General features: G+C 72.1%; 19 protein-coding genes. 8 read left to right on the top strand and 11 right to left on the bottom strand.

Going from position 1 to position 23,339, the window contains the following annotated elements; genetic code table 11:
* Nucleotides 1–86: 86 nt before the first annotated feature.
* On the bottom strand, nucleotides 87–1,001 hold the full coding sequence (locus BT341_RS23095; RefSeq protein WP_072478265.1) for a LysR family transcriptional regulator: 915 nt from the start codon (nucleotides 999–1,001) through the stop codon (nucleotides 87–89).
* Nucleotides 1,002–1,071: 70 nt separating this feature from the next.
* Between BT341_RS23095 and BT341_RS23100 the strand changes: the two genes are divergently transcribed.
* Together BT341_RS23100 and BT341_RS23105 are read left to right on the top strand one after the other, a co-directional pair.
* Nucleotides 1,072–1,923 carry an SDR family NAD(P)-dependent oxidoreductase gene (locus tag BT341_RS23100; RefSeq protein WP_072478266.1) on the top strand — a complete coding sequence of 284 codons (852 nt, stop codon included), beginning with the start codon at nucleotides 1,072–1,074 and terminating at the stop codon, nucleotides 1,921–1,923.
* 37 nt (nucleotides 1,924–1,960) lie between these two features.
* Nucleotides 1,961–2,329, top strand: coding sequence for a hypothetical protein (locus BT341_RS23105; protein ID WP_072478267.1), 369 nt, complete (start codon nucleotides 1,961–1,963; stop codon nucleotides 2,327–2,329).
* A gap of 3 nt (nucleotides 2,330–2,332) precedes the next feature.
* On the opposite strand, the gene BT341_RS23110 is transcribed toward BT341_RS23105, so the two are convergent.
* Nucleotides 2,333–3,232 carry an aldo/keto reductase gene (locus BT341_RS23110; RefSeq protein WP_072478268.1) on the bottom strand — a complete coding sequence of 300 codons (900 nt, stop codon included), beginning with the start codon at nucleotides 3,230–3,232 and terminating at the stop codon, nucleotides 2,333–2,335.
* A gap of 82 nt (nucleotides 3,233–3,314) precedes the next feature.
* Between BT341_RS23110 and BT341_RS23115 the strand changes: the two genes are divergently transcribed.
* The 4 genes from BT341_RS23115 to BT341_RS23125 all read left to right on the top strand — a co-directional run bounded on the left by BT341_RS23115 (nucleotide 3,315) and on the right by BT341_RS23125 (nucleotide 7,189).
* On the top strand, nucleotides 3,315–3,884 hold the full coding sequence (locus BT341_RS23115) for a TetR/AcrR family transcriptional regulator (protein WP_072478269.1): 570 nt from the start codon (nucleotides 3,315–3,317) through the stop codon (nucleotides 3,882–3,884).
* Nucleotides 3,881–5,017 (top strand): MFS transporter, encoded by a 1,137-nt coding sequence (locus BT341_RS23120; RefSeq protein ID WP_072478270.1) that lies wholly within the window; start codon nucleotides 3,881–3,883, stop codon nucleotides 5,015–5,017. Before BT341_RS23115 ends, BT341_RS23120 begins: the two co-directional genes overlap by 4 nt.
* 183 nt (nucleotides 5,018–5,200) lie before the next feature.
* Nucleotides 5,201–5,377 carry a hypothetical protein gene (locus BT341_RS45460; protein WP_177328883.1) on the top strand — a complete coding sequence of 59 codons (177 nt, stop codon included), beginning with the start codon at nucleotides 5,201–5,203 and terminating at the stop codon, nucleotides 5,375–5,377.
* Nucleotides 5,378–5,404: 27 nt separating this feature from the next.
* Nucleotides 5,405–7,189 carry an HEXXH motif domain-containing protein gene (locus tag BT341_RS23125; protein WP_072478271.1) on the top strand — a complete coding sequence of 595 codons (1,785 nt, stop codon included), beginning with the start codon at nucleotides 5,405–5,407 and terminating at the stop codon, nucleotides 7,187–7,189.
* 60 nt (nucleotides 7,190–7,249) lie between these two features.
* On the opposite strand, the gene fxsT is transcribed toward BT341_RS23125, so the two are convergent.
* The 7 genes from fxsT to BT341_RS23160 all read right to left on the bottom strand — a co-directional run bounded on the left by fxsT (nucleotide 7,250) and on the right by BT341_RS23160 (nucleotide 18,785).
* Nucleotides 7,250–11,452, bottom strand: coding sequence for an FxSxx-COOH system tetratricopeptide repeat protein (gene fxsT, locus BT341_RS23130; RefSeq protein ID WP_072478272.1), 4,203 nt, complete (start codon nucleotides 11,450–11,452; stop codon nucleotides 7,250–7,252).
* A 3-nt stretch (nucleotides 11,453–11,455) separates the two neighbouring features.
* Nucleotides 11,456–12,472, bottom strand: coding sequence for a MoxR family ATPase (locus tag BT341_RS23135; protein WP_072478273.1), 1,017 nt, complete (start codon nucleotides 12,470–12,472; stop codon nucleotides 11,456–11,458).
* Nucleotides 12,469–13,950: a VMAP-C domain-containing protein gene (locus BT341_RS23140; RefSeq protein WP_072478274.1), complete on the bottom strand. Its 1,482-nt coding sequence runs from the start codon at nucleotides 13,948–13,950 to the stop codon at nucleotides 12,469–12,471. Before BT341_RS23140 ends, BT341_RS23135 begins: the two co-directional genes overlap by 4 nt.
* Before the next feature lie 190 nt (nucleotides 13,951–14,140).
* Nucleotides 14,141–14,914, bottom strand: a complete 774-nt coding sequence (locus BT341_RS23145; RefSeq protein ID WP_143168626.1) for a DUF6082 family protein — start codon at nucleotides 14,912–14,914, stop codon at nucleotides 14,141–14,143.
* A 93-nt stretch (nucleotides 14,915–15,007) separates the two neighbouring features.
* Nucleotides 15,008–15,868 carry a hypothetical protein gene (locus BT341_RS46640; protein WP_072478276.1) on the bottom strand — a complete coding sequence of 287 codons (861 nt, stop codon included), beginning with the start codon at nucleotides 15,866–15,868 and terminating at the stop codon, nucleotides 15,008–15,010.
* A gap of 189 nt (nucleotides 15,869–16,057) precedes the next feature.
* The gene (gene katG, locus BT341_RS23155; RefSeq protein ID WP_072478277.1) at nucleotides 16,058–18,337 is read right to left on the bottom strand and encodes a catalase/peroxidase HPI; all 2,280 of its coding nucleotides are present in this window, start codon (nucleotides 18,335–18,337) and stop codon (nucleotides 16,058–16,060) included.
* 22 nt (nucleotides 18,338–18,359) lie between these two features.
* Entirely contained in the window at nucleotides 18,360–18,785 is a 426-nt protein-coding gene (locus tag BT341_RS23160; protein WP_072482137.1) for a Fur family transcriptional regulator, read from the bottom strand.
* Between the two features lie 244 nt (nucleotides 18,786–19,029).
* Here BT341_RS23160 and BT341_RS23165 point away from each other — a divergent pair, with 244 nt between their 5' ends.
* The gene (locus BT341_RS23165; protein ID WP_072478278.1) at nucleotides 19,030–20,052 is read left to right on the top strand and encodes an LLM class flavin-dependent oxidoreductase; all 1,023 of its coding nucleotides are present in this window, start codon (nucleotides 19,030–19,032) and stop codon (nucleotides 20,050–20,052) included.
* Nucleotides 20,053–20,060: 8 nt separating this feature from the next.
* Here BT341_RS23165 and BT341_RS23170 read toward each other — a convergent pair whose 3' ends face one another.
* Nucleotides 20,061–20,852, bottom strand: coding sequence for a polysaccharide lyase family 7 protein (locus tag BT341_RS23170; RefSeq protein ID WP_143168627.1), 792 nt, complete (start codon nucleotides 20,850–20,852; stop codon nucleotides 20,061–20,063).
* A gap of 184 nt (nucleotides 20,853–21,036) precedes the next feature.
* Nucleotides 21,037–22,002: an Lrp/AsnC family transcriptional regulator gene (locus BT341_RS23175; RefSeq protein WP_072478279.1), complete on the bottom strand. Its 966-nt coding sequence runs from the start codon at nucleotides 22,000–22,002 to the stop codon at nucleotides 21,037–21,039.
* A gap of 80 nt (nucleotides 22,003–22,082) precedes the next feature.
* Between BT341_RS23175 and BT341_RS23180 the strand changes: the two genes are divergently transcribed.
* Nucleotides 22,083–23,336 carry an amidohydrolase family protein gene (locus tag BT341_RS23180; protein WP_072478280.1) on the top strand — a complete coding sequence of 418 codons (1,254 nt, stop codon included), beginning with the start codon at nucleotides 22,083–22,085 and terminating at the stop codon, nucleotides 23,334–23,336.
* Nucleotides 23,337–23,339: the final 3 nt, after the last annotated feature.

Here is a 23,339-nt window from a genome sequence, read left to right on the forward strand (position 1 = left end):
GGAGCCGGGATGGCCTGGCCGCGCGGACCGTGGGGTCGCGGGAGCCGGGATGGCCTGGCCGCGCGAACCCTCGCGGGCCGCCGCCTTCAACCTTCCTCCGTCTCCACCGCAGCGGCGCGCAGTGCGGCGGCGACCCGCTCGGCGGCCTCGGACAACGGCCGCGGGAGGTGGGCCAGCAACACGCGGCGCCGCTCGCCGGGCCCGCCCCGCACCTGCAGCACCCGCACCCCCGGCGGCGCCACCGCGCCCAGCGATCCGGGCACCGTCGTGATGCCGCAGCCGGCGGCGACCAGGTGCAGCTTGGCCAGCCAGTCACGCGCCGTGTGGGCGATCTCGGGCCGCTCGTCCAGGCCCGGCCACACGCCCATCACCCGGTCGTCGCCCGAACCGGCGATCCAGCGCTGCCCGCGCAGGTCCACCACGTCGACGTACTCCCGGCGCGCCAGCGGGTGCGTCGCCGGCACGGCCACCCGCAGGCTGCGCTCGGTGAGCACCCGCACGGCCAGCGCCGGCGTCTCGGTGTCCGGCGGGCGGAACGGCGGCGCCGAGGCCAGCAGCGCCAGATCCACCGTGCCCGCCCGCACGGCCCGCACCAGCGCCGGAGTCCCGCCTTCGCGGCTGACCACGGTGATCGCCGGATCCGTCCGCCGCAGGGCGGTCAGGGCGCGGGGGAGCAGCTCCGCCCCCGCGGTCGGGAACCAGCCCAGCCGGACCGTGCCCTGTTCGCCCGGCAGCCCGGCCAGCTCGCGCGCGGTCGCGTCGAGCTGGCCGACGACGGCCGCCGCCCGGCGGACCACGATCTGCCCCGCCGGGGTGAGCCGCACGCCGTCGTGGCGCCGCTCCAGCAACGACGTGCCCGCCGCGCGCTCCAGCGCTGCGATCTGGCGCGAGACGGCGGACTGCGTGTAGCCCAGTGCGCTGGCCGCGGCCGTGAGCGTGCCCCGCTCGGCGACTTCGCGGAACACCCGCAGCGCGGTCAGGGACGCGTCGGAGATGGCCATGACGTCTACGCATACCAGGGTTGCCATTCTTTCGCTTTCCGCATGGGCCGGACGCTCCTAGCGTTGAGGCATGACCTCGAAGATCGCCCTCGTCACCGGCGCCACCCAAGGACTCGGCCTCGCCCTCGTCGAAGGGCTCGCCGCCCGGCTGTCCACCACCGACACCGTCTACCTCACCAGCCGCGACGCCGGGCGCGTCGCCCAGGCCGTCGAAGCCATGCCGGCCGGCGGTGCCGAAATCCGCGGCGAAGTCCTCGACGTCGCCGGCCCCGGTGCGGCCGGACGGCTCGCCGAGCGGCTGGCGGAGCGGCACGGCGGCGTCGACATCGTGTTCGGCAACGCCGTCATGCGCGTCGGCCCGGACGACGACCCGCGCGAGATCGTCGACGCCTACGCCGAGGTCAACAACTTCGGCACCACCCGGCTGCTGCGCGCGTTCGCGCCGCTGCTGCGGGACGGCGGCCGGTTCCTCGTCGTCGCCAGCTCGTTCGGGACGCTCAACCACCTGGCACCGGCGCTGCACGACCGGTTCGACGGACTGTCCTCCCTGGACGAAGTGGACAAGCAGGTCGCGGCCTGGCGGGACGCGGTCAAGGACGGCAGCGCCCGCGCGGGGGACTGGCCGGGCTTCGTCAACATCCCGTCCAAGATCGGCCAGGTCGCGGCCGTGCGCGCGCTCGCCGCCCAGCGGCGGGAGGACGACCTGGCCCGTGACATCCTGCTCGCCGCCGTCTGCCCGGGCATGATGAACACGCCCACGTCCGCCCTGTGGTGGGACGTGCGGGACGCGCCCAGTCCCGCCCAGGCCGCGGCCGACCTCCTGGAGCTCGTGTTCCGGCCGGCCGATCCCGCCCAGTACGGCGAGCTGGTCCGCCACGGTGCCGTGCTGCCCTGGGCCCCCGTCCCGCCGAAGATCGATTAGGGTGGGTGGCGACCGGGCACCGTGGGAGGAGCGAGCCGTGCCGACGCTGACCGAACTGCCCCACTGGACGATCCGCACGTCCGGCGACGAGGTGACGTTCGTCCCCGTCACGGCGCGGGTGCGGACCGGTGGCGGGCTCGCCCTGCACGAAGACGACGTCCCCGGGTTCGCCAAGGCGCTCGGCGAGGTGATGAAGCTGCCCGCGTACTGGCACGCGCGGGCCCGGTCCACGAGCCGCGAGCCCGTGTGGTCGGCGCCGCGCCACGACGAGGGCTTCGTCCGCGTCGCCGGGCCGTGCCGCCCGGAGGCGGACCGGCCCGGCAGGTCGTTCACCTTCGCCCTGGCCGACGTCCGTGAGCTTCGGGTGCGGATCGCCGCCTACCTCGAGGGCCTGCCGGCCCGCTGAGGCTCAGCGCAGCGAGACGTCCGACGAGCGGCTCGGGACGGCGTCGAGCGTGGCCAGCGTCCCGGCGTCGAATTCGACGTCGAGGGCGGCGATGTTCTCCTCGAGGTGCCGCACGCTCGCGGTGCCCGCGATCAGGTGGACGTTCGGGGCGTGGTGCAGCAGCCACGCCAGGCCGACCTGGGCCGTCGTGCGGCCGATGGCCTGCGCGACGGCCGCCACCGCCGGCTCGTCAGCCACCTTCGGCAGGCTGTCGAATGCGCTGCCGAGCGGGCAGAACGGCACCCAGGCGATGTCTTCGGCCAGGCACAGCGCGAGCATGTCCTCGTCCTCGCGGCTGACGAGGCTGTAGGCGTTCTGGACGCAGGCGATGCCCGCCGGCAGGGCCCGGCGCAGGACGTCGAGGGTCACGCTGCTCAGCCCGATCGCGCCGATCTTGCCCTCGTCGCGCAGCTCGGTCAGCACGGCGAGCTGGTCGTCGACGTCGACCACCTGGTCGCCCTCGGCCAGCAGGCCGGGCCGTGTGTCGAGGCGGCGCAGGTTCATGAGCGGGATCCGGTCGATGCCGAGGCTGCGCAGGTTGTCCTCGACGCTCGCGCGCAGCTGCTCGGGCCGCTGGGCGGGCCGCAGCGGGATCGGGCCGCCGGGGTTCGGGTCGGCGCCGACCTTGCTGGCCACCAGGACCTCGTCGCCGGGCCGGATCGCGTCGCGCAGGAGCCCGTTGACGAAGCCGTTGCCGTAGAAGTGGGCGGTATCGACGTGGTCGACGCCGAGGTCGAACGCGCGCCGCAGCAGCGCGATGGCCGCCGGGCGGTCGTCGTGGAGCCGCTCGAGCTGCATCGCCCCGTAGCCGGCGCGGGAGACGGTGCGGCCGGCGAGGGTGCCGGTTCGTTCGATGGAAGGCATGTGGTCCCGTCCTCGTGCGATGATGGTGAAGCGGAGGAACCTCCGCTCTGCCGACCGTAGCACAACCGGAGGTGCCTCCGCTTTGCCTTCGCCCGAACCTGAGCGTCCGGTGCGTTCCGACGCGCGCCGCAACCGCGAGAAACTCCTGGCCGTGGCGCGAGCCGCCTTCGCCGGCGCCGAGGGCCCGGTGGCGCTCGAAGCCGTCGCCCGCGAGGCCGGTGTCGGGATCGGCACCCTCTACCGCCACTTCCCGACTCGCGAAGCGCTCGTCGAAGCCGTCTACGCCGCGGAGCTCGACGACGTCACCGCCAGTGCCCCGGCGCTGCTCGAAGAGCTCCCGCCGGAGGTGGCCCTGCGCGCCTGGATGGACCGCTACGCCGCGTTCGTGGCCACCAAGCGCGGGATGGCCGACGTCCTGCGCGCGAGCCTGGCGTCGGGACGCATCACGACACCGGTGACGCGCAAGCGGATCACCGCGGCGATCGGCGCGATCCTCGAGGCGGGTGCGCGCGCGGGCACGCTGCGGGCCGGGATCGACCCCGAAGACGTCACCCTCATGCTGCTGGGCGTGTTCCTCTCGACGGTGGCCGTCGAGGACCCGGCGCGGATCGGCCGGATGCTCGACCTCCTCGCCGCCGCCCTGCGCCCGTGAAGGCGCGGCTCGCGCCCGTCTACGCGGCGGGGTTCGTCACGGCGTTCGGCGCCCACAGCATCGCCGCCGGGCTCGGTGGCTACGCCGAATCCGAACACGCGTCCCTGCTCACGCTGGGGCTGTTGCTGGCGGTCTACGACGGCGCCGAAGTCGTGCTGAAACCGGTCTTCGGCGCGCTGGCCGACCGCGTCGGACCGCGCCCGGTGCTGCTGGGCGGGTTGCTGGCGTTCGCCGTCGCGTCGGCGGCGTTCGTCCTCGCCGGCAATCCCGCGCTGGTCGGCGTGGCCCGCCTCGGCCAGGGTGCCGCCGCGGCCGCGTTCTCCCCGGCCGCGGGCGCGCTGGTGGCCCGGCTGACGCCGGAAACCGGCCGCGGCCGCGCGTTCGGCGGCTACGGCGCGTGGAAAGGCCTCGGCTACACCCTCGGCCCGGTGCTCGGCGGCGTGCTGATCACGCTGGGCGGCTATCCGCTGCTGTTCGGCACGCTCGGCCTGCTCGCGCTGGCGGTCGCGGGGTGGTCCCTGGCCGCCGTCCCCGTCGTGGCACCGCTGCCGCGAACCCGGCAGACCGTGCTCGATCTCGCCCGCCGGCTGGCCACCCGCGGCTTCCTCCGTCCGACCGCGACACTCGCGGGCGCGACGGCCGCCGTCGCCGTCGGGGTGGGATTCCTGCCCGTGGCCGGCGCGCGCTTCGGCCCCTTGGCCACCGGAGCGGTCGTCTCGCTGCTGGCGGCCGTGGGCGCGGTGGTCCAGCCGTGGGCGGGCCGGGCCCGCGACGCCGGCCGGATCGGCGACGGCGTGGGCATGGCGGCCGGGCTCGCGCTGGCCGCGCTGGGCCTGGCGGCCGCCACCGTGGTGCCGGGCATCGCGGGGTTGCTGGTGGCGGCGCTGACGATCGGCGCGGGCACCGGCCTGGCCACCCCGATCGGCTTCGCGCACCTCGCCGCGGCCACGCCCCCCGAACGTCTCGGCCAGACGATGGGCGCGGCGGAAGTCGGCCGCGAACTCGGCGACGCGGGCGGCCCGCTGCTCGTCGGCGCGGTGGCGGCCGCCGGCTCGCTCGGCCTCGGGTTGTCCGGGCTGGCCGGGCTGCTGGCCCTTTTCGCCGTGGTGGTCGGGATCGGCGCGCGAAAGTAGCCCGGCATCCGAAAACAAAGTGACGGACGGCGCCCGGACCGGGTGACCGCCGCCGGTTCCGGAAACGCAGCGTGTCCGGACCGGCGTCCTTGATCCGCCATGCGGACGCTCACAAATGCCGTTTCGTGTTGCATGATGATTACTCCCCCGATTCGCGGGGCGTGTCGTGAGGGAGGACCTGACATGGGACAGGCGCGGGGCGAAGTCACCACGAGCATGGTCGATCTGAGTGCGTTTTCCCTGGCCGATCTGCGCGACAGCGACGACCCGGCGTTGCTGCGCTCGCTGCGGCTGGTCGCCGGGCGCGCCGAATGCAGCCGGACCGGGGTGCTGCAGAACCAGGCGCCGGACGCGCGCTGAGCCGGGGGTCAGGGAACCCACGACCCGATGCTGGACACCCACCGGGTGTCACTGACGAGCCTCGACGCGATGGCCGCGGGCAGAAGTGACGCGGCCGTCGTCGAGCAGCTCAGGCAAGCCGACCGCAGCAGGCGGCTGACCCTGCTGCGAGCCGTGCTCGACGCCGCCGCCGAGCGGGATCCCGCGATGTCCCCGCTGCCGCCGCTCGACGAGGCCTGGACGTTGCTGATCGAGGCGCAGCAACGGGATCCGGCCGCGACCGACCGCGTCCTCGCGCACCCGCACACGGGCCTGTGGGCGGCGGACGTCCTGCAGCGGCTGGCGAAAGGCGGTACCGGGCCGGACGATCCGCCGTTGTGGGCCGACCTCGGCGGCCTGCACCGGCTGGCCACCGCCGCGGCGATCCGCGCCGGGCACGACTTCCGGTCGCGGGTCCCGGTGTGGCGCGGCCGGCTCATGCTGCCCACGCTCGGCCTCGCCGAGGTCCGCAGCCACCGCGAATGGGATTTCGCGCAGGTGCACGCCGAACGCGGTCACATCCTCGTGCGCGGCCCGTCCGGCAGCGTGCAGCTGCCCGACGACAGCTCGGCCGACGGTCCGGGCTGGTTCGCCCTGCGCACGCTGCGCGTGGCCGGCGGTGAGCTGTGGCTCGACGACATCGACCCGTACCGCGAATTCGCCGGCCCGCTGCCACCGCATCGGCTCGACACCGCGGAAGTCGCGCGGTGGGCGGAAAGCCTGGACGAGACCTGGCGATTGCTGACCGCGCACCACCCCGCGATCGCGGCGGAGCTGGCCGCCGGGCTGACCACGCTGGTGCCGCGGGCGGCGGTCGACCGGTTCACGCCGTACAGCGCGTCGCACAACGACGTCTTCGGTTCCCTGGTGTTGTCCCCGCCACCGGAACCGGTGACGTTCGCGGCGACGCTGGTGCACGAATTCCAGCACAGCAAGCTGGGGGTGCTGTTGGTTCTCGTGGACCTGCTGGATCCCGCGGCGGACAACGAATCGCCGCGGCTCTACGCGCCTTGGCGCGACGATCCCCGACCGGCGTCCGGCCTCCTGCACGGCGCGTTTTCCTTTCTGGGCGTGACGGCGTTCTACCGCGAGCACTATCCGGTGGAAAAAGGACTGGCGGCCCGGGCCGCGCAATTCGAATTCGCGTACCGGCGCGAGCAGACCGCCCGCGCGGTGAGCACGCTGCTCGCGGACGCGGTTCCGTCGGCGCTGGGCAGGCGGTTCCTGACCGCGGCGGGGGAGCGGCTGCGCGAGTGGGGCACCGAACCGCTGCCGGGTGAAATCGTGCGCGCGGCCGGGTGGGCGAACCTCGACCACCACCTGTCGTGGCGGCTGCGCCACCTGCGCGTCGCGGACGACGTGGTGGGGGAGCTGGCCGAAGCGTGGCTGCGGAACCGCCCGTGCCCGCCGGTTTCGCGGGAGCCGCCGAGCCTGCGGCCGGCGGCGCGCCCGGCCGGCGCGGCGAGGCTGGCGCTCACCCGGACGTGGCTGACGGACCCGGACCTGTACGACATTTACCGCGCCGAGCCGGAGCTGGCGATGGCGGAGATCAGCGGGGCGTCGGCAGCGGATCTGGCTTTGGTGGACGGCGACACCCGCACGGCGGCGGAGCTGTACCGGCAACAGCTCGCGACGGCGCCGGACGCACCGGCGGTCTGGGCGGGATTGGCGGTGGCGACCGGACATCCGGCGTTGCTGGCTCATCCGGAGCTGGTGCACGCGGTGCACCGCGAGATCCGGCTGCGGCGGGGCGGCGTCCCGAACCCGGATCAGCTGGCACGCTGGCTGAGCTGAAGCCGCCACCGGCCGGGAACTTCCCGGCCGGCGGCGGGCCGGAGAACCGATCGGCCGCCCTCAGATCTGCATCGGGTCGATGTCGCAGTTCGCCCGGTGGTTGAACTGCGCGTCCGCCGTCGCCGGGTGCTCCGGGCCGAGAACCTGCCGCAGCCGCTGGACCGCGTTCAGCTGGAGGCTGTCCGCCTCCTCCGTCCGGCCCAGCCGCCGCAGGTCCAGCGCCTGGTTGACCAGCAGCGCCAACGAAGACGGGTGGTCCGGGCCCAGCACGCGCTCGGACCGCTCCAGCGTCGCCTGGTCGAGCTGGTACGCGCGTTCGTGGTCACCGGATTCGGCCAGGTCGCTCGCGTAGTTCGTCGCGCAGACCAGGGTGAACGGGTGGTCTTCGCCCAGCGCCTCGGTCATGTCCGCGAGCGCCCGCTCGTCCAGCGCGCGGGCTTGCTCGACCTGCTCGGCCGAACCGAGCAGGCGCAGCGTGACGGCCAGGTTCGTCGCCGCGGCCACGCTGAACGGGTGCTTTTCGCCCCACGTCGCTTCGTAGAGCCCCTTGACGTGCTCGCCGAGCCGGCGGGCCTCGGCCAGGTTGCCGTCCTGGCGGTGCTCGATCGACAGGTCCATCGTCGCCGACATCGCGTCGGGGTGGGACTCGCCGTACTTCGCGACCAGCCCGTCCGTCGCCTCCATGGCGAGGGTCAGCGCCTTCTTGTCGCGGTGCAGGCCCGCTTTGCGGTAGGCGATCGCGAGGTTCTTGATGGCCGACAGCGTCATCGGGTGCCTGCTGCCCAGCTGCGCCCGCATCCGGCGGACCGTGTCCTCCTGCTCGGCGCGCGCCCGCAGGTAGTCGCCCGTCTCGCGCAGGTCCACCGACCAGTTGTCCAGCGTCAGCAGCGTGTGCCGGTGGTCCGGGCCCAGGACGGTCTGCTTGCGTTGCGCCGTCCGCTCGTCCAGGTCCCGTGCCGCGGCGAACTCGCCGACCAGGCGCAGGCTCAGCGCGTAGTTGTTGGCCGCCGCCAGCGTGTCCGGGTCGTCTTCGCCGAAGCGGTCCAGCGCGCTCAGGTAGGCGAACTCGTTCATCCGGCGCGCCCGCTCGAAATCGCCCTTCGCGCGCAGGTCCGAGGCGACGCCGTGCATGGTGAGCAACGTTTCTTCGTGCGTCTCGCCGAGCGTTTCCTGCATCAGGGCGAGGGTCCGCTCCGCGACCGCGCGGCCTTCCTCGAACCGGCCGAGCGCGCGGAGCATGCGTCCCCACCACCGCGAAACGACCAGCGTGTCGGGGTGCTTCTCGCCGAGCTTCTCGGTCCAGTACTGCGCGTAGTCCTGCGCCATTTCCAGCGCGCCGGCCGGGTCGCCGAAGGCGAAGAGGTAGTTGACCGCGTTGATCGCCATCCGGCGCACCCAGCGGTCGGTGCAGTTGCGCGCGTCGACGGCGCGGATGTGCGGCAGCAGTTCGGCGTAGCGCGTCCAGTAGTCGACCGAGTCGGGCTGCTTGGGGTCGCGGTTGGCGAGCAGCAGGTGCGCGGTGTGGCGCACCCGTTCCTGGTCTTCGGGCGTGAGCTTGTTGCGCAGCACCAGCTGTACGAGCCGGTGCAGCTGAAGCGTGTCGCTGCGGTGGTCGATCTTCGCGAGGCTGTAGCGGGTGATTTCGCGGATGGCCCGCCCCAGCTGGATCGGGTCGCCGAGGGTCTGCTCGAGCGCTTCCGAGGTCGGGACGTTGCGGACGCCGCTGAACATCGCCCGCGGGATCGGCTCGGGCGAGAAGAAAGCGCACACCTCGAGCAGTTCCAGCGCGCCGCGGTTCTCGTCGCGAAGGCGGTCCAGCGAAACGTTCCACGCGGCCTCGACCGCGACGTCGTAGTCCGCCGGGGGCCGCGACTGGAGCAGTTCGGTGCGCTTGTTTTCGAACAGCTGCAGGTATTCGTCGGTCGCCATGCCCGTCTCGGCCCGCCAGGCCGCGGCCTGCTCGACGGCCAGCGGGAGGTCGCCGAGCACGGTGGCGAGCCGGTCGGCGTCCTCGTCGCCGAGATCGCGGTTGCGCCGCTGCAGCAGCTCCCGGCTTTCCGTGCGGCGGAAGACATCCACCTCGACCGCCTGCGCCACCTCCGACCACTGCGGGTTCCGGGAGGTGACGAGGATGTGGCCCTCACCCCGCCGCGGCCAGAACTCGCGCACGTCCTCCGGGCGGTCGGCGTTGTCGAACACGAGCAGCCAGCGGCGATACGGTTCGCCGCTGCCCAGCGTCTCCAGCACGGCGGGCACCGCGGTGTCCACCGACTGCTCCACCGGAAGGTCGAGCCGTTTGGCCAGTTTGACCAGCGACGCCTGGATTTCCGAAGGGTTTTCCGAGGGAATCCACCAGATCAGGTCGTATTCTTCGGCGTGTCGGTAGACGTACTCGACCGCGATCTGGGATTTGCCGATGCCGCCCATCCCGTGCAGTGCCCCCGGCAGCACGGCGGTGCGGGTGGACTTGGAAAGTTCACCGTGCAGGGCGCGAAGCAGATCTCCGCGGCCGATGAAGTTGACGTTGCGCAGCGGAACGCCGCCCCAGACGGCAGGCTGCTGGCCGGAGCTGCGGATCTCAGTGCCCGGCTCCGAACTGGTGGTGGTCACTGCGGAAATCCCTCGAGGTGGCTTGATCGGTTCAGGATGCAGATCGGATGCGGCGGACCCTATCTCATCCTCAATCGTCCTCGAAGCTGGGTCGTTACGGGACTTCTGAAAGCGTTCCAAGGCATCACCCAATCGGTTGGCGCGTCGGGCGTAAGGCCCCGACAAGGCTCTCAGAACGTCACGTTGAACAGATAGCAAAGGTTCGGTGCGCGAGGTAACCACCGGTAGAGTGGCTTCGTCGGGAGCCGCCAGCGTGCCGCGCAGGTCGGCCACCGCGGGTTCGTGCGGGCCCAGGACGTCTTCGACCACCCGCTGGACGCGCGCGGTGTCGGCGCGGGAAACGGTCGCCAGCAGCCGGCGGCGCAGCCCGGGCGCGAAATCGTACTCCACCGGCGGTTTTTCCCCGCCCGCGTTCGCCGGCACCCGGTGCAGCAGCCGTCCCATGTGGATTTCCGCCAGGTGCGCGGGATGCGCCTGCGGCATCAGGGTGCCGTGCACCGCCTGCATGACTCGCAGCGTCAGCGGGGCCGCCGCGAGGAGCCCGGCCAGGCGGATCGCGGGTGAGGTTCCGGTGGCGAGGAATCGATCCAGCCTTTCCGTCGGGGAAAGCGCTTCTCCGGCGTCACCCGTGCCGTCGCCGGTGAGTTCGTCCGGCCGCGGCGGGACGAGCACCGGAAGCCGCACGCCGGTGGTGCCGGAGACGAGGTCCGCCCACCGCCGCAGGTGGCGCGGGGCCAGCTCCAGCACGGGAATCGGGTTCGCCGTCCCGGGCAGCACGCCGCGCAGGGACCGGGGCGCCACGCGCACGCCCGTCCAGTTCCAGCGTTCACCCGGAAGGAGGTGGAAGAAGGAGACGTGGCAGGTTTTCGCCCACAGCGTCAGGATCCGGAACATCGACCCGCTGCGCCACGCGGCGCCGACGCCGTCGCTGAGCACGATGACGAGGCGCCGCCCCGTCGGATCCGCCAGCTGCGCCGGCTCGCACGCGGTGCCCGGCGTGGTTTCCACGGCCCGCACGACCGGATCGTCGGTGTCCACCGAAACCGTCTTGACGTCGCTGAACGCGCCCTGCCGTTCCAGCAGGGCGCGGAACGCGCGCGTGGTCCGATCCCAGAGCACCATGGAAGAACCGCGGTCCACGACGAGCACGACCTCGAACGCGTGGCCGCGCGAGGGCCGGTGCACCGGCAGCCAGACCCGGGTCTCCGCCGCGGCGACCGCGGTTTCCTCCTCGTCCAGCTCGGTCCGGTCCTTGAGCCGGACGAGCCGGTTCAGCGGGCGCAGCGCCTTCGCCAGACCTCGGGGCAGGCTCGGCGGCACCGCGCGGATCGGCGGCGCCGCCGCGGGTTTGCGCGGCCGCCGCGGCACCGGGACCGGTTCGAGCGGCACCGGCGGTGGTTCGGGATGGCCGCCGCCCGGCCGGACCGGCTCGGGGCGCGCGGGCGGCGGGTGCTCGACGCGGGGTTCCGGCGGCTCGGGTGGTGGCTCCGGTGGCTCCGGTGGCGCTTGGGGCGGGGGCGGCGGCTCGGGCGGCGGGCCCGGTTCCGGGCGCGGCGGCTCGCTCGCCGCGATGCGGGCGGCGAGCCAGACCGCGTCGGCGATCTCGTCCGCGTTGAGCGCCTCGGTGGGGAGGCGGTCGACCGGGTCGGCCATCGTTCAGTCGGCTCCCCGGACGTTGAGCCGGCGCCACAGCGTGTCGCGGAGCACCTCCCAGTTCGCGTCGTGCTGGTGCGCGCCGGACGTGGTCAGGTGCAGCGCGTTGAGCAGCTGGTCGTTGGCGAGGCCGCCCTCCTGCCCGCTGCTGGCGAGGAATTCGTGGATCAAGTCGTCGCTGCGGGCCGGCACGTCGCGGAAGTGCGCCGCCACCATGCCGACGAGCTGCTCGAACCCGGGCTGCGGCAGGTCGAGGCGGAGGCAGCGGCGCAGGAACGCGGGCGGGAAGTCGCGTTCGCCGTTGCTCGTCACCACCACGACCGGGAACGCGCGGCACCGCACGTGCCCGTCCCGCACCGTCGCGCGGCCGCCGCGGTCGTGCGTGAAGACGGTGACTTCCGGCTGGGTGGCGGCGATCCGGGCGAGCGGCTGGATCTCGAAGTCGCCGTCTTCGAACACCGCGAGCAGGTCGTTGGGCAGGTCGATGTCCGACTTGTCCAGCTCGTCGACGAGCAGGACGCGTGGCCGGTCGTGGGGCAGCAGCGCGGTGCCGAGCGGGCCGAGCCGGACGAACCCGCCGATGTCCCCGCCTTCCTCGGTCGCCGCGGCCTGGACGCGGCCGATGGCGTCGTAGGTGTAGAGCCCGTCCCGCGAGACCGTGCGGCTGCTGATCGGCCAGCGCAGCACCGGGCCCAGCCCGAGCTCACGCGCGATCTTGTAGGCCAGGCTGGACTTCCCGGTGCCGGGATTGCCGGTGACCAGCAGCGGACGCCGCAGGTAGAGCGCCGCGTTGACGGTCAGGACCTCTTTGGGCGTCGCCTCCCGCGCCGAGGCGACGGACGGTTCCCCGAGCCGTCGCACGAATTCGGCGTCCGACGACGGCGGGACCGGCAGGGCCGGGCCGCCGTCGAAGGTGCGCCAGCTGGGCGGTGCGGGCAGCTCGGGGGCGTCCTCGCCGTCGGGCGGCGGCAGCCCGTGACCGCGGTAGACGCACCATGGCGGGATCTCGGCACCGCTCATCGGGCGGGCACCTCCTCGATCGGGGCCGCGGGCGGATCCTGCGGCTCGACGGGCCGTTCCGGGTCGTCCCACAGCAGCGAAACCCGGCTGCCCACATGGGAGTCGGGCCGCGCCGCCTGCCGGGCGCGGGTCCGCAGGAGGCGCAGGTGCTCGACGAGTTCGGGCAGGACGTCACGCAGGGACTTGATCTCCGCCTCGAACGCCGAGCGGGCGGATTCGGTGCGGTGCCAGATCATCACCGGGATCCCGGTCCGGACCCCGACGAGCACCTCGCCCGGGTCCGGGCCTTCCGGCACCGAACGCAGCACGAGCGACACGACTTTCTTCTGCTCGGCCAGCTTGGCGTCGAGCGCGGTCAGGTGCCGCCGCTTCGCGCCGTCGCTCCACAGCCAGTGCTCTTCGGGGGTGGTCAGGCCGGCGGGCACCTTCTTCAGCAGATCCCAGCGGCGCCGCCATTCCCGGTGCCAGCGCGGCGAACGCGCGCGGTCGAGGCTGCGGACGACGACCTGGTAGTGCAGGCCGAGCGGGCGGGGCAGCGGGCTGTCCGCCTCGAGGTCCCACTGGTCGACGGGCAGGTTCAGCAGCGCGTACGGCAGGAGGAACTCGATCCGGATGGCCGAGGCGTCCCGCGCCCAGCCGGTCTCGGCCTTCGCGACCAGTTCGGCGACGTGCGCGCGGACGGCGTCGAGGTCACCGGTGAACGGCTCGCCGCGCCGCGGCCGCCAGCCGGCGGGATCGTTGTGCCGCCAGTGCACGACGACGAGCAGGCCGGGATCGAGCAGGTCCGGTTCGATGCGGACGACGAGGTAGGCGACGACCGCCGCCGGCGTCGCGGGTTCGGTGGCCTGCGCCAGCCGGACGGCGCTGATCTGCTCGGTCAGGCCGAGCCGCGCGGCCTGCCGGTCGTTCCAGTCGCGCAGCGCTTCGGCGCGCTGCTCGTCCGCGGCGGCGGCGAGGTATTCGACGAACAGCAGCAACGGCGGAACGCCGTCGGGCTGCGCGTTCATCCGTTCGAGGGTGGCGAGCGCGTCAGCCGGCCGGTGGTCGGCGGAAGTGAGCTCGGCGGCGGGCCCGGCGGCGGCCCGCACGAGCTCGGCGAGCCTGCTGCTGGGATTTTCGCCCAGGAGGGTGAGCAGTTCCTGCCGATCGTATTCGGTGACGAGATCGAGAGCGGCCATGTCGTCGACGGCGGCGCGGGCGCGTCGCACGGGAATGGACCCGGGCTCCATTTGCTCGACGGCGTCGACGAAGGCACTGAGCGCGCGCGGGTGCTGCCGCCGGCAGGCCTGCACGATGCCGATCAGGCTGGCCCGCGTGGTGGGCAGTTCTTCGACGACGAGGGGAACCCCGAGGTGGTCGGCGAGCAGGTCGAGACAGAGCCGCCGGCTGCCGGGATCGCGCAGGGACGGGATCTGCTCCAGGCAGTCGATGAGAAAGCCCAGGGAGCTGGGGAAGTCACCCCCGTTCCACGACGTCACCCGGCCCCTCCCTCACCCTCCGGAAGTAACGGGATATCCCAGCACGACCGCCGGGGACAACCACTGGAGGACGATCTCAACCGGACGGCCTATTGCCAGCGGCCGTACGGGCGCGGGGAAGGACGGCGCGTTGGCCGCCGGTGAACCGAGACGGATTCGGCGACGGCGCTGACCGCGACAGTCGCTTCGTCTATCGCGACGCGAGGCGACGGACAAGCCAGCCGCCTGCGGCGCCTACCGCCACGCCTCCCAGCGCCAATCCGAACCCGACGCGTGAAGTGGCTACTGCATCGTCCGGCCCCGCTGGTGGCGGACCGCCGACCTCGACCCCCGACCTGTCCCAGGGAGTGGGTGGGCCGCCGGCTTCGGCGCGGCGAAACTGCTGTTCGACGACGTTCAGGAAAGCCCGTCTGCGGCGCCCCTTGTCTTTGCCGGACATCCAGCTTTCGTGGGAGTGTTTCCAGTATTCGCGGCCGAGTTCACCTTCGAAGAAGTGCGCGATGTTCCGGCGGACTCCGTCGAGGTCGTACTGGCCGCTGAGGTACATAGAGTAGTAGTTCAGGAAGACGAGATTGCAGAACGCCCGGTAGGACGTGGCCTTGCCGTTGTTCTCGACGGAGTAACCACCCCAGCACTGGAGGTACTCCGGGTGTTCGACGGCGAAGAGCAAGATCGCGGAGTGGAGCTGCCGCTCATCCCGGATCCCGGCTCGGCGTGATTCGCGCACTTGGCCGAGCAGGGACGCGGCGACCCCGAAGACGCCGATGGTCGCGATAAGAGCGGAGACGCCTCCGTAGGCCTGCCCGATGTCGCTCAGGTGGGCCCAGTCGGCGCCGTCGATCCGGTCCAGCAGGGGAAAAGAGAGCGGTGAGAGGAAGACGAGAAGCACGCATGCCGCTCCCGCGGCGCTGACTGCCGCGACGAGGGCCAGACGTCGAGTTCGTATGCGTAGCGAGGTGCGCACGGAGCCTCCTTTTGCGGCGATGGGATCACGGGCGACTTCCGGTCTCACCCAGTTGGTGCGGATTGGCGTTGTTCCACAGCGCTTCGGCTTCGTTCACCTATGTCTGACATTCTGGCATGTTTGGTGCTTGGTAGGTGTAGTATTCCGCAAGTCGGCAACCAGCCGGATGGCCAGCTCGCCGTTCGTCGTGTTCTTCAGTTCGGCCAGAAGTCTCAGCGTGTGCAGCGCGCGCTCACGTGCGCTGGCGGGTGAGCGTTCGGCGTAGTACCGGGACGCGGCGGCGTCGATCGCGCTCGAAGCGGGGTCGATGAGGATGAACCTCATACTCGTGCCGGTCTTCAGCAGTGTTTCCAGCAGCCCGTAGTGGTCGTTGACGAAGGTGTTGCGCGCCATCCCGGTGATGAGCAGGTCGCCGGCGTTCTCGATGGCTTGCTCCAGCTCGGGTCCGAACCGTTCGCTGAACATCGGCCGACGAGCCCGTGCGATCTGCCGGCTCGGTGTCATCGGCCACGGTGTGCCCGCTTTCCACAGCCGCTCACCGACCGGATGGTATTCGTCGTGCTGGACGCAGACCATGCCGTGTGGCCCGGAAACGTCGAGGCAATTGAACCCCGCTGACGAGATCCGCGAGGAGACGCGCACTTCCAGCCGGCCGGCGGTCCTGTCGCGCAAAGTCGACAGGTCGTCGAGCGTGGTGGTGATCCGCTGCCGCAGCCTGCCGTGTCCCAGGCTTTGTGAGCTCCGCCGATCGGCTGTCTCGATGAGCGCGTCGTCGGTCGGATCCAGGACGAGGACACGGATGCGGCCACCGGCCTCGAGGATCGCCGACATGTCGCTGCGCATGCCGTGGACGGTTCTGGTCATCGAATGACCGACCAGCAAGAGGTCGAACGCGCCGACCTGGAGCCGTTCGAGGTGAAGGCCGCCGTTGACGAGGTTCCGGGCGTAGTCCAATTGCTCCGGAAACTCGACGAAACCTCCCGTGGCCCAGCCCGGTTCGTCCGCTGTCTCGAAGCATCCACCGTCAGTGCATTATGACCGGACGCTTTTCGTAGTGAGACGCCGCCGTCCCGGCGCGCGGAAGCCGAAACGAACGGGCCCGGCCGATCCGAAGACCGGCCGGGCCCGCTCACCGGAAATCGATCACTTCTTCAGATCGAACCGGTCCAGCTCCATGACCTTCGTCCACGCCGCGACGAAGTCCGCGACGAACTTCTCCTTCGCGTCGTCGCTGGCGTACACCTCCGACAGCGCCCGCAGCTGGGAGTTGGCGCCGAACACCAGGTCCACCGCCGTTGCCGTCCACTTCAGCTTGTCCGTGCTCGCGTCGAGGATCTCGTACACGTTCTCCTCCGCCTCCGAGGCCTTCCAGCGGGTGCCGGGGGCCAGGAGGTTGCGGAAGAAGTCGTTCGTGAGCACGCCCGGGCGATCCGTCAGGACGCCGTGCTGGGAGCCCGCGTGGTTGGTGCCCAGCGCGCGGAGGCCGCCGACCAGGACCGTCATCTCCGGGGCCGTCAGGTTCAGCATGTACGCGCGGTCCACCAGGAGGGTCTCCGGCTGCAGCTTCTCGCCCGCCCGCAGGTAGTTGCGGAAGCCGTCGGCGCGGGGCTCCAGCACCGCGAACGACTCGACGTCCGTCTGCTCCTGCGAAGCGTCCGTGCGGCCCGGGTGGAACGGCACGGTCGTCTCGACGCCCGCGTCACGCGCCGCCTTCTCGACCGCCGCCGAGCCCGCCAGCACGATCAGGTCGGCCAGCGAGATCTGCGCGCCGCCCGCCGCGTTGAACTCCTGCTGGATGCTCTCCAGCTTCTCCAGCACCGGCGCCAGCTGCTCCGGCTGGTTGACCTCCCAGCTGCGCTGCGGCTCCAGGCGGATGCGGGCGCCGTTCGCGCCGCCGCGCTTGTCCGTGGACCGGAAGCTCGCCGCCGACGCCCACGCCGTGCCGACCAGCTGCGCCGTCGTCAGGCCGGACTCGAGGACCTTCGCCTTGAGGGCCGCGATGTCGGCCTCGCCGACGAGCTCGCCCTCGACCGGCGGCACCGGGTCCTGCCACAGCTGCGGCTCCGGGACCCACGGGCCCAGGTAGCGGGTGACCGGGCCCATGTCGCGGTGCAGGAGCTTGTACCACGCCTTGGCGAACGCCAGCGCGAACTCGTCCGGGTTCTCCAGGAACCGGCGCGAGATCGGGCCGTACACCGGGTCGAAGCGCAGCGCCAGGTCCGTGGTGAGCATGGTCGGCTTGTGCTTCTTGTTCGGGTCGTACGGGTCCGGGATGATCTCCGGCGCGTCCTTGGCGACGTACTGCTTGCCGCCGCCCGGGCTCGTCGTCAGCTCCCACTCGTAGCCGAACAGGATCTCGAAGAAGCGGTTGCTCCACTCGGTCGGCTTGTCGGTCCACGTCACCTCGAGGCCGCTGGTGATCGTGTCCGGGCCCTTGCCGCTGCCGTGGGTGCTCAGCCAGCCGAGGCCCTGCGCCTCCAGCGGGGCGCCTTCCGGCTCCGGGCCCACGTGGTCGTCGGCGGTGCCGGCGCCGTGGGTCTTGCCGAAGGTGTGGCCGCCGGCGATGAGGGCGACGGTCTCCTCGTCGTTCATCGCCATCCGGCCGAACGTCTCCCGGATGAAGTGCGCCGCCGCCATGTAGTCGGCGCTGCCGCGGGGACCCTCGGGGTTGACGTAGATGAGGCCCATCTCGGTCGCGCCGAGCTCGGGCACCATCTCCGTGTCACTGGCGTAGCGCTCGTCGCCGAGCCAGTCGTCCTCCGGGCCCCAGAAGATCTCTTCGGGCTCCCACGTGTCGACGCGGCCGAAGCCGAAGCCGAACGTCTTGAAGCCCATCGACTCCAGCGCGACGTTGCCGGCCAGCACCAGCAGGTCGGCCCACGAGATCTTCTGGCCGTACTTCTGCTTGACCGGCCACAGCAGGCGGCGGGCCTTGTCGAGGTTGGCGTTGTCGGGCCAGCTGTTCAGCGGGGCGAACCGCTGGCCGCCGTCACCGGCGCCGCCGCGGCCGTCGTAGATCCGGTACGTGCCGGCCGCGTGCCAGCTCATCCGGATCATCAGGCCGCCGTAGTGGCCGAAGTCGGCGGGCCACCAGTCCTGCGAGGTGGTGAGCACCTCGGCGATGTCCTGCTTGAGGGCTTCGACGTCGAGCTTGGCGAACTCCTTGGCGTAGTCGAAGTCCGGGCCGAGCGGGTTGGCCTTCGACGAGTGCGCGTGCAGCACCGACAGGTCGAGCTGGTTGGGCCACCAGTCCCGGACGGTGCGCGGGCGACCGCCCGTCTTCGGGGACGGCGAATCGATCGCCGGGTTCTCGCTCTCGCTGCCGCTCGCGGTCACCGAGTCGTGTGCGACCGGGCAGCCGGCCGCCGCCTTCCGGTCCACGCCCTGCGCGCTGGAGGGGCCGTTGTCCTGGGTGTTGCTCATCTACTTCCTTCCGAGCCGGCGATCATGAAGAGGTTCGGGCGGCCGAGCAGTCGGGGCAGGTGCCCCAATAGACGACCTCCGCCTGGTCGATCACGAAACCGTGGTCGTCCGAGGCGGTCAGGCACGGTGTGTGGCCGACGGCGCAGTCGACGTCCGCGATCGCACCGCACGTCCGGCACACGACGTGGTGGTGGTTGTCCCCGACCCGGGACTCGTACCGGGCGGTGGCGCCGGCGGGCTGGATGCGCCGCACCAGGCCGGTGTCGGTGAGCGCCCGCAGCACGTCGTAGATCGTCTGGTGCGACACCGTCGGGTGCTCGGCCCGCACCAGCGCGATCACCGTCTCGGTGTCGACGTGCGGGTGGTCGCGCAGCGCGGCGAGCACGGCCAGCCGGGGCCGCGTCACCCGCAACGAGGCCGCCCGCAGCTGCGCCTCGAAGTCGGTCATCACGTCCAGCACCCTAGAGCGCTTCTCTGGAATGAGTCAAGTTATGGTCGGGTGAACTGCCAAGATCATGTCACAGCGGGTCACCGGCCGCCGCGTGGGTGGTGACCGCCGTGGCGCGCGACGAGCCGGGCCGTTTCGTCGACGAACTCCACCACGGCGGACCCGGCTGCCGCTCGTCGGTGAGCCTCGTCGCGCCATCCTCACGCCGGGGAATCATTCGTGCCCGCCGGACGCTGAGCAGGGCGTGAAGAAGATCGGTTTCCTGTCGTTCGGCCACTGGTCGCCGGGCCCGCACTCCGAGACGCGCTCCGCCGCCGACTTCCTGCGCCAGTCGATCGACCTGGCGGTCGCGGCCGAGGAGCTGGGGGTGGACGGCGCGTACTTCCGGGTGCACCACTTCGCGCGGCAGGCGGCCAGCCCGTTCCCGCTGCTCGCGGCGATCGGCGCGCGGACGTCGAAGATCGAGATCGGCACCGGCGTGATCGACATGCGCTACGAGAACCCGCTGTACATGGTCGAGGACTCCGGCGCCGCCGACCTGATCTCCGGCGGCCGGCTGCAGCTCGGCATCAGCCGGGGGTCCCCCGAGCAGGTGATCGACGGCTGGCGGTACTTCGGCTACTCACCCGCCGAAGGCGAGACGGACGCCGACATGGCCCGGCGGCACACCGAGGTCTACCTCAAGCTGCTCGAGGGCGAGGGCTTCGCGCAGCCGAACCCGCGGCCGATGTTCGCCAACCCGCCGGGCCTGCTGCGGCTGGAGCCGCACTCGCCGGGCCTGCGCGAGCGCATCTGGTGGGGATCCGGCTCGAACGCGACGAGCGTCTGGGCCGCCAAGCTCGGCATGAACCTGCAGAGCTCCACGCTCAAGGACGACGAGACGGGCGAGCCGCTGCACGTCCAGCAGCGCAAGCAGATCGAGGCCTACCGCGAGGCGTGGAAGGAGGCCGGCCACACCCGCGAGCCGCGTGTGTCGGTCAGCCGCAGCATCTTCGCGCTGACCACCGACCTGGACCGCGCCTACTTCGGCCGTGACCGCCATTCGCGCGACCAGGTGGGCATGATCGACGAGAACACCCGCGCCATCTTCGGGCGGTCCTATGCCGCCGAGCCGGACGAGCTGGTGCGGGAGCTGCGGGAGGACGAGGCCGTCGAGGCCGCGGACACCCTCCTGCTGACCATCCCGAACCAGCTCGGCGTCGACTACAACGCCCACGTGCTGGAGAACATCCTGAAGCACGTGGCCCCGGAGCTCGGCTGGCGCTGACGCGCCGGTCAGCCGTGGGAGACGGTCAGGCCGTAGAAGGCGACCCGCGCGCCCCTGGTGGTGCTGTCCGACGACGACTGGTTGTACGAACCCGCCTTGAAGTACTGCCGGTACGGCTTGAAGGACGACGGGATGCCGTAGTGGGTGGTGCTGCCGTTGACCGTCAGGTCGATGGTGTTGCCGCCCGAGATGCCGATCGTGTACGTCCACGTCTTGCCGATCGACACGTGCCCGACGGTGTGCAGGGTCTGCCCGCCGTCGGGCGAGTTCTCCGTGCCGAGCACGATGTCGCCGCTCGAGCGGTAGTACAGCTCCAGCAACGGTTTCGTCGACGTCCCGCCGGTGCCGAGGTGGACCTGGCCGACGCACACGTTGGATGTCACCGACACCACCCGCAGCGTCGCCTTCAGCTTGTGCGACCCGCTGAGCGGCCAGTCCGCGGCCGACCCGTCGCGGTTCATCTCGCGCAGCTCCGAGCGCGCGTACTTCGAATTCGGCGTGGTGACGCCCTTTTCGGGCGCCCAGAAGGTCATCGCGCCGTCGCGCGTGTCGGTGTAGAAGTAGCTGTCCTGGAAGCCGTTCGGGCCCTGCAGCCGCGACGACGGGATGGTGGTGGGCGAGCCGGGGGAGCCGACCGGCTCCTGCAGCTGCCACACCGAGAGGTCGAAATTGCCGCCCGGCGCGACGGACGGGTCGGCCAGGACGCTCTGTCCGGTCACCGGGGCCGCTTCCGCGGCCGGCGCGGCTCCGGCGGCCAGCGCCGGGACCGCCAGCAGGACGAGCAGGGCTCGCACGCGCATCGGATGTCCTTTCACCATGGGAACGCTGCACCATTCGTTCATGGCAGTGAATAAATGGTCTGGACAACTCGGCGGCGTGGGGAAAACGGTAGGGCGACGCGGTCGCGCTGTCAAGGATTGACGAATCCGGCCGCGGGTCCGTGACCGTGCCGGCTGGCCTCGTCCGCCCGCTCGTCCGCCACCCTCACCTGACCGCCGCGCCGGCCCGCTTCACCGTCTCCGTGATCGGCGCGGTCTCGACGGCGGTGACGCCGGGCAGCGCCGCGACCGGACCGGTCAGGTAGCGGTGCAGGGCGAGATTGCCGGTGCTGTTCACGGCGGCGTAGAGGTTGGTCGGGCCGGTGGTCGACGCCGCGAACGAGACCTCGGGGTGGGCGGCCAGCGCCCGGCCGGCGTCGTCCTGCGCGGCCGGGCCGACGGTGAGCCACAGCATGGCGAGCTTGGTGCGGCCGAGGACGCGCGGGTCGTGGTCGAGGTCGAAGTAGACCACGCCGTGGCGGCGCAGCTCGATCAGCCGCCGCTGCGCGGTCGAGACCGAGCAGCCGGCCGCCCGGGCCAGCTCGGGGTAGCCGGTGCGGCCGTCCCGGGCCAGCAGGGCCGTCAGCGCGCGGTCGGTCGCGGTGAGGTCCGCGCCGCCGGTGCCGTCCCGGGGACCGAACCGCAGGGCGGCGACCTGCCCGGCGTCCAGCGGGCCGGTCTTGTTCACGATGCTGAGCTCCCCGCCGTAGTAGGTGTGGAGCAGGCAGTGCGCGCTGATCTCCCGCACCCGCGGCGTGTTCGGCAGGGCCCGCAGCAGCGTCGGCCCGGTCTCGGCGGGGGCGCGGGCGACGCCCATGATCTCCGTGCCGCCGGACGCGATGTGCACCCACGAGGTCTCGTCGTGCCGGGCGAGCGCCCGCGCGAGCGAGCCGGTGCGATCCGGCGCGCACCGGATCCGCAGCAGCCACTCCTCCTCGCCAACGGCTTCGGGCCGGATCTGACCCGTGACGCGTAACCCGGCCTCGGCGCGCAACCTGCCGTAGCGACGCTGGACCGTCTGCGGGGAGACGCCCACTACCTCGGCGATGCGCTGGAACGGCGCCCGGCCGTCGATCTGCAGCGCGTGGAGGATCTTCCGATCCAGTTCATCGATGTGGTGCGTTCCGAGCATGAAGCCCCCCTCCGAGGAGGATGTTCCCATCTCTGCGCCGTGGCTCGCTGCCGGGCCAGGGCGGCCCCGAGAGTGGGGGCATGACACTGATCATCCGCGGCGCCCGGGTCCTGACCATGGACCCCGGCGCCGGTGACCTGACCCGGGCGGACATCGCGGTCGAGGCGGGCCGGATCACCGCGATCGGCCCGGACCTGCCCGGTGCCGCGGCGGAAATCGACGCCGCGGGGTGCCTCGCGATCCCGGGTTTCGTGGACACGCACCGGCACATGTGGCAGGCGTCCCTGCGCGGCAGCGCACCGCACCACACGCTGGCGGAGTACTTCGGCACCGTGCTGGAGCGCATCGGACCCGCCTTGACGCCCGAGGACCTCTACCTCGGAAACCTGCTCTCCGCCTACGCGGCGCTGGACGCGGGCATCACGACGGTGCAGGACATCTCCAACATCCAGGACACGCCGGCCGCGTCCGACGCGCTGGTCCAGGCACTGAAGGACAGCGGGATCCGCGCGACCTTCGCCTACGGCAACAGCTTTCCGCGCGCGAAGAGCCACGGCGCCGCCCTCGGCCAGGACGTGCGCCGCGTCCGTGCCGGGCTGCTGCCGGACGACGACGCGCTGGTCACGCTCGCCCTCGTCACCGAGCCCGGCGACGAGGACGCCGAACGCCACAACGCCCGGCTCGCCGACGAACTCGCCGTGCGCACGGCGCGTCACGTGGTGCACCGCCACCACGGCGAAGGCCCGGTTTCCCGGCTCCACGCGCTCGGTGTCCTCCGGCCCGGCACGACGTTCATCCACGGCACCGGCCTCGGCGCGGACGAGCTGGGCCTGATCGCCGCCGGTGGCGGGTCGCTGTCGATCGCGCCGGCGGTCGAGCTGGTGATGGGGCACGGGCGTCCGCCGCTCACCGCCGCCGCCCGGGCCGGGGTGCCGGTGAGCCTCAGCACCGACGTCGAGGTCACCGTGGCCGCCGACATGTTCACCCAGATGCGTGCCGCCTACCAGGTGGCCCGGTACGACGAGCTGTCCGCGGCCGAGCCGGTGACGAGCGTGCGGGACGTGCTGCGCCAGGCCACGAACGGTGCCGCGCTGGCGCCGGGCCGCGCGGCGGACATCGTGCTGCTGCGCGCGGACCGCGCCGGCGTCGCCCCGGTGTACGACCCGTACAGCACGGTGACGCAGCAGATGGACCGCGCCCACGTCGACACGGTGCTGGTGGCGGGCGAGGTGGTGAAGCGCCACGGAAGCCTGCGGGCCGACGTCGGCCCGCACCTCGAGGCCGCCGAGCGCCTCCGTCACCGGCTGTCCGCGGCCGGCGTGCTGCCAGAATGACGG

This window comes from Amycolatopsis australiensis, from assembly GCF_900119165.1.
In the GTDB taxonomy this organism is placed as follows: Bacteria; Actinomycetota; Actinomycetes; order Mycobacteriales; family Pseudonocardiaceae; genus Amycolatopsis; species Amycolatopsis australiensis.

Excerpts from the sequence above, each read along its gene's own strand:
- BT341_RS23095 (WP_072478265.1), bottom strand. The coding sequence starts at position 1,001 with ATGGCCATCTCCGACGCGTCCCTGACCGCGCTGCGGGTGTTCCGCGAA.
- BT341_RS23100 (WP_072478266.1), top strand. The coding sequence starts at position 1,072 with ATGACCTCGAAGATCGCCCTCGTCACCGGCGCCACCCAAGGACTCGGC.
- BT341_RS23110 (WP_072478268.1), bottom strand. The coding sequence starts at position 3,232 with ATGCCTTCCATCGAACGAACCGGCACCCTCGCCGGCCGCACCGTCTCC.
- BT341_RS45460 (WP_177328883.1), top strand. The coding sequence starts at position 5,201 with ATGGGACAGGCGCGGGGCGAAGTCACCACGAGCATGGTCGATCTGAGT.
- BT341_RS23125 (WP_072478271.1), top strand. The coding sequence starts at position 5,405 with ATGCTGGACACCCACCGGGTGTCACTGACGAGCCTCGACGCGATGGCC.
- fxsT (WP_072478272.1), bottom strand. The coding sequence starts at position 11,452 with ATGGCCGACCCGGTCGACCGCCTCCCCACCGAGGCGCTCAACGCGGAC.
- BT341_RS23135 (WP_072478273.1), bottom strand. The coding sequence starts at position 12,472 with ATGAGCGGTGCCGAGATCCCGCCATGGTGCGTCTACCGCGGTCACGGG.
- katG (WP_072478277.1), bottom strand. The coding sequence starts at position 18,337 with ATGAGCAACACCCAGGACAACGGCCCCTCCAGCGCGCAGGGCGTGGAC.
- BT341_RS23160 (WP_072482137.1), bottom strand. The coding sequence starts at position 18,785 with ATGACCGACTTCGAGGCGCAGCTGCGGGCGGCCTCGTTGCGGGTGACG.
- BT341_RS23170 (WP_143168627.1), bottom strand. The coding sequence starts at position 20,852 with ATGCGCGTGCGAGCCCTGCTCGTCCTGCTGGCGGTCCCGGCGCTGGCC.
- BT341_RS23175 (WP_072478279.1), bottom strand. The coding sequence starts at position 22,002 with ATGCTCGGAACGCACCACATCGATGAACTGGATCGGAAGATCCTCCAC.
- BT341_RS23180 (WP_072478280.1), top strand. The coding sequence starts at position 22,083 with ATGACACTGATCATCCGCGGCGCCCGGGTCCTGACCATGGACCCCGGC.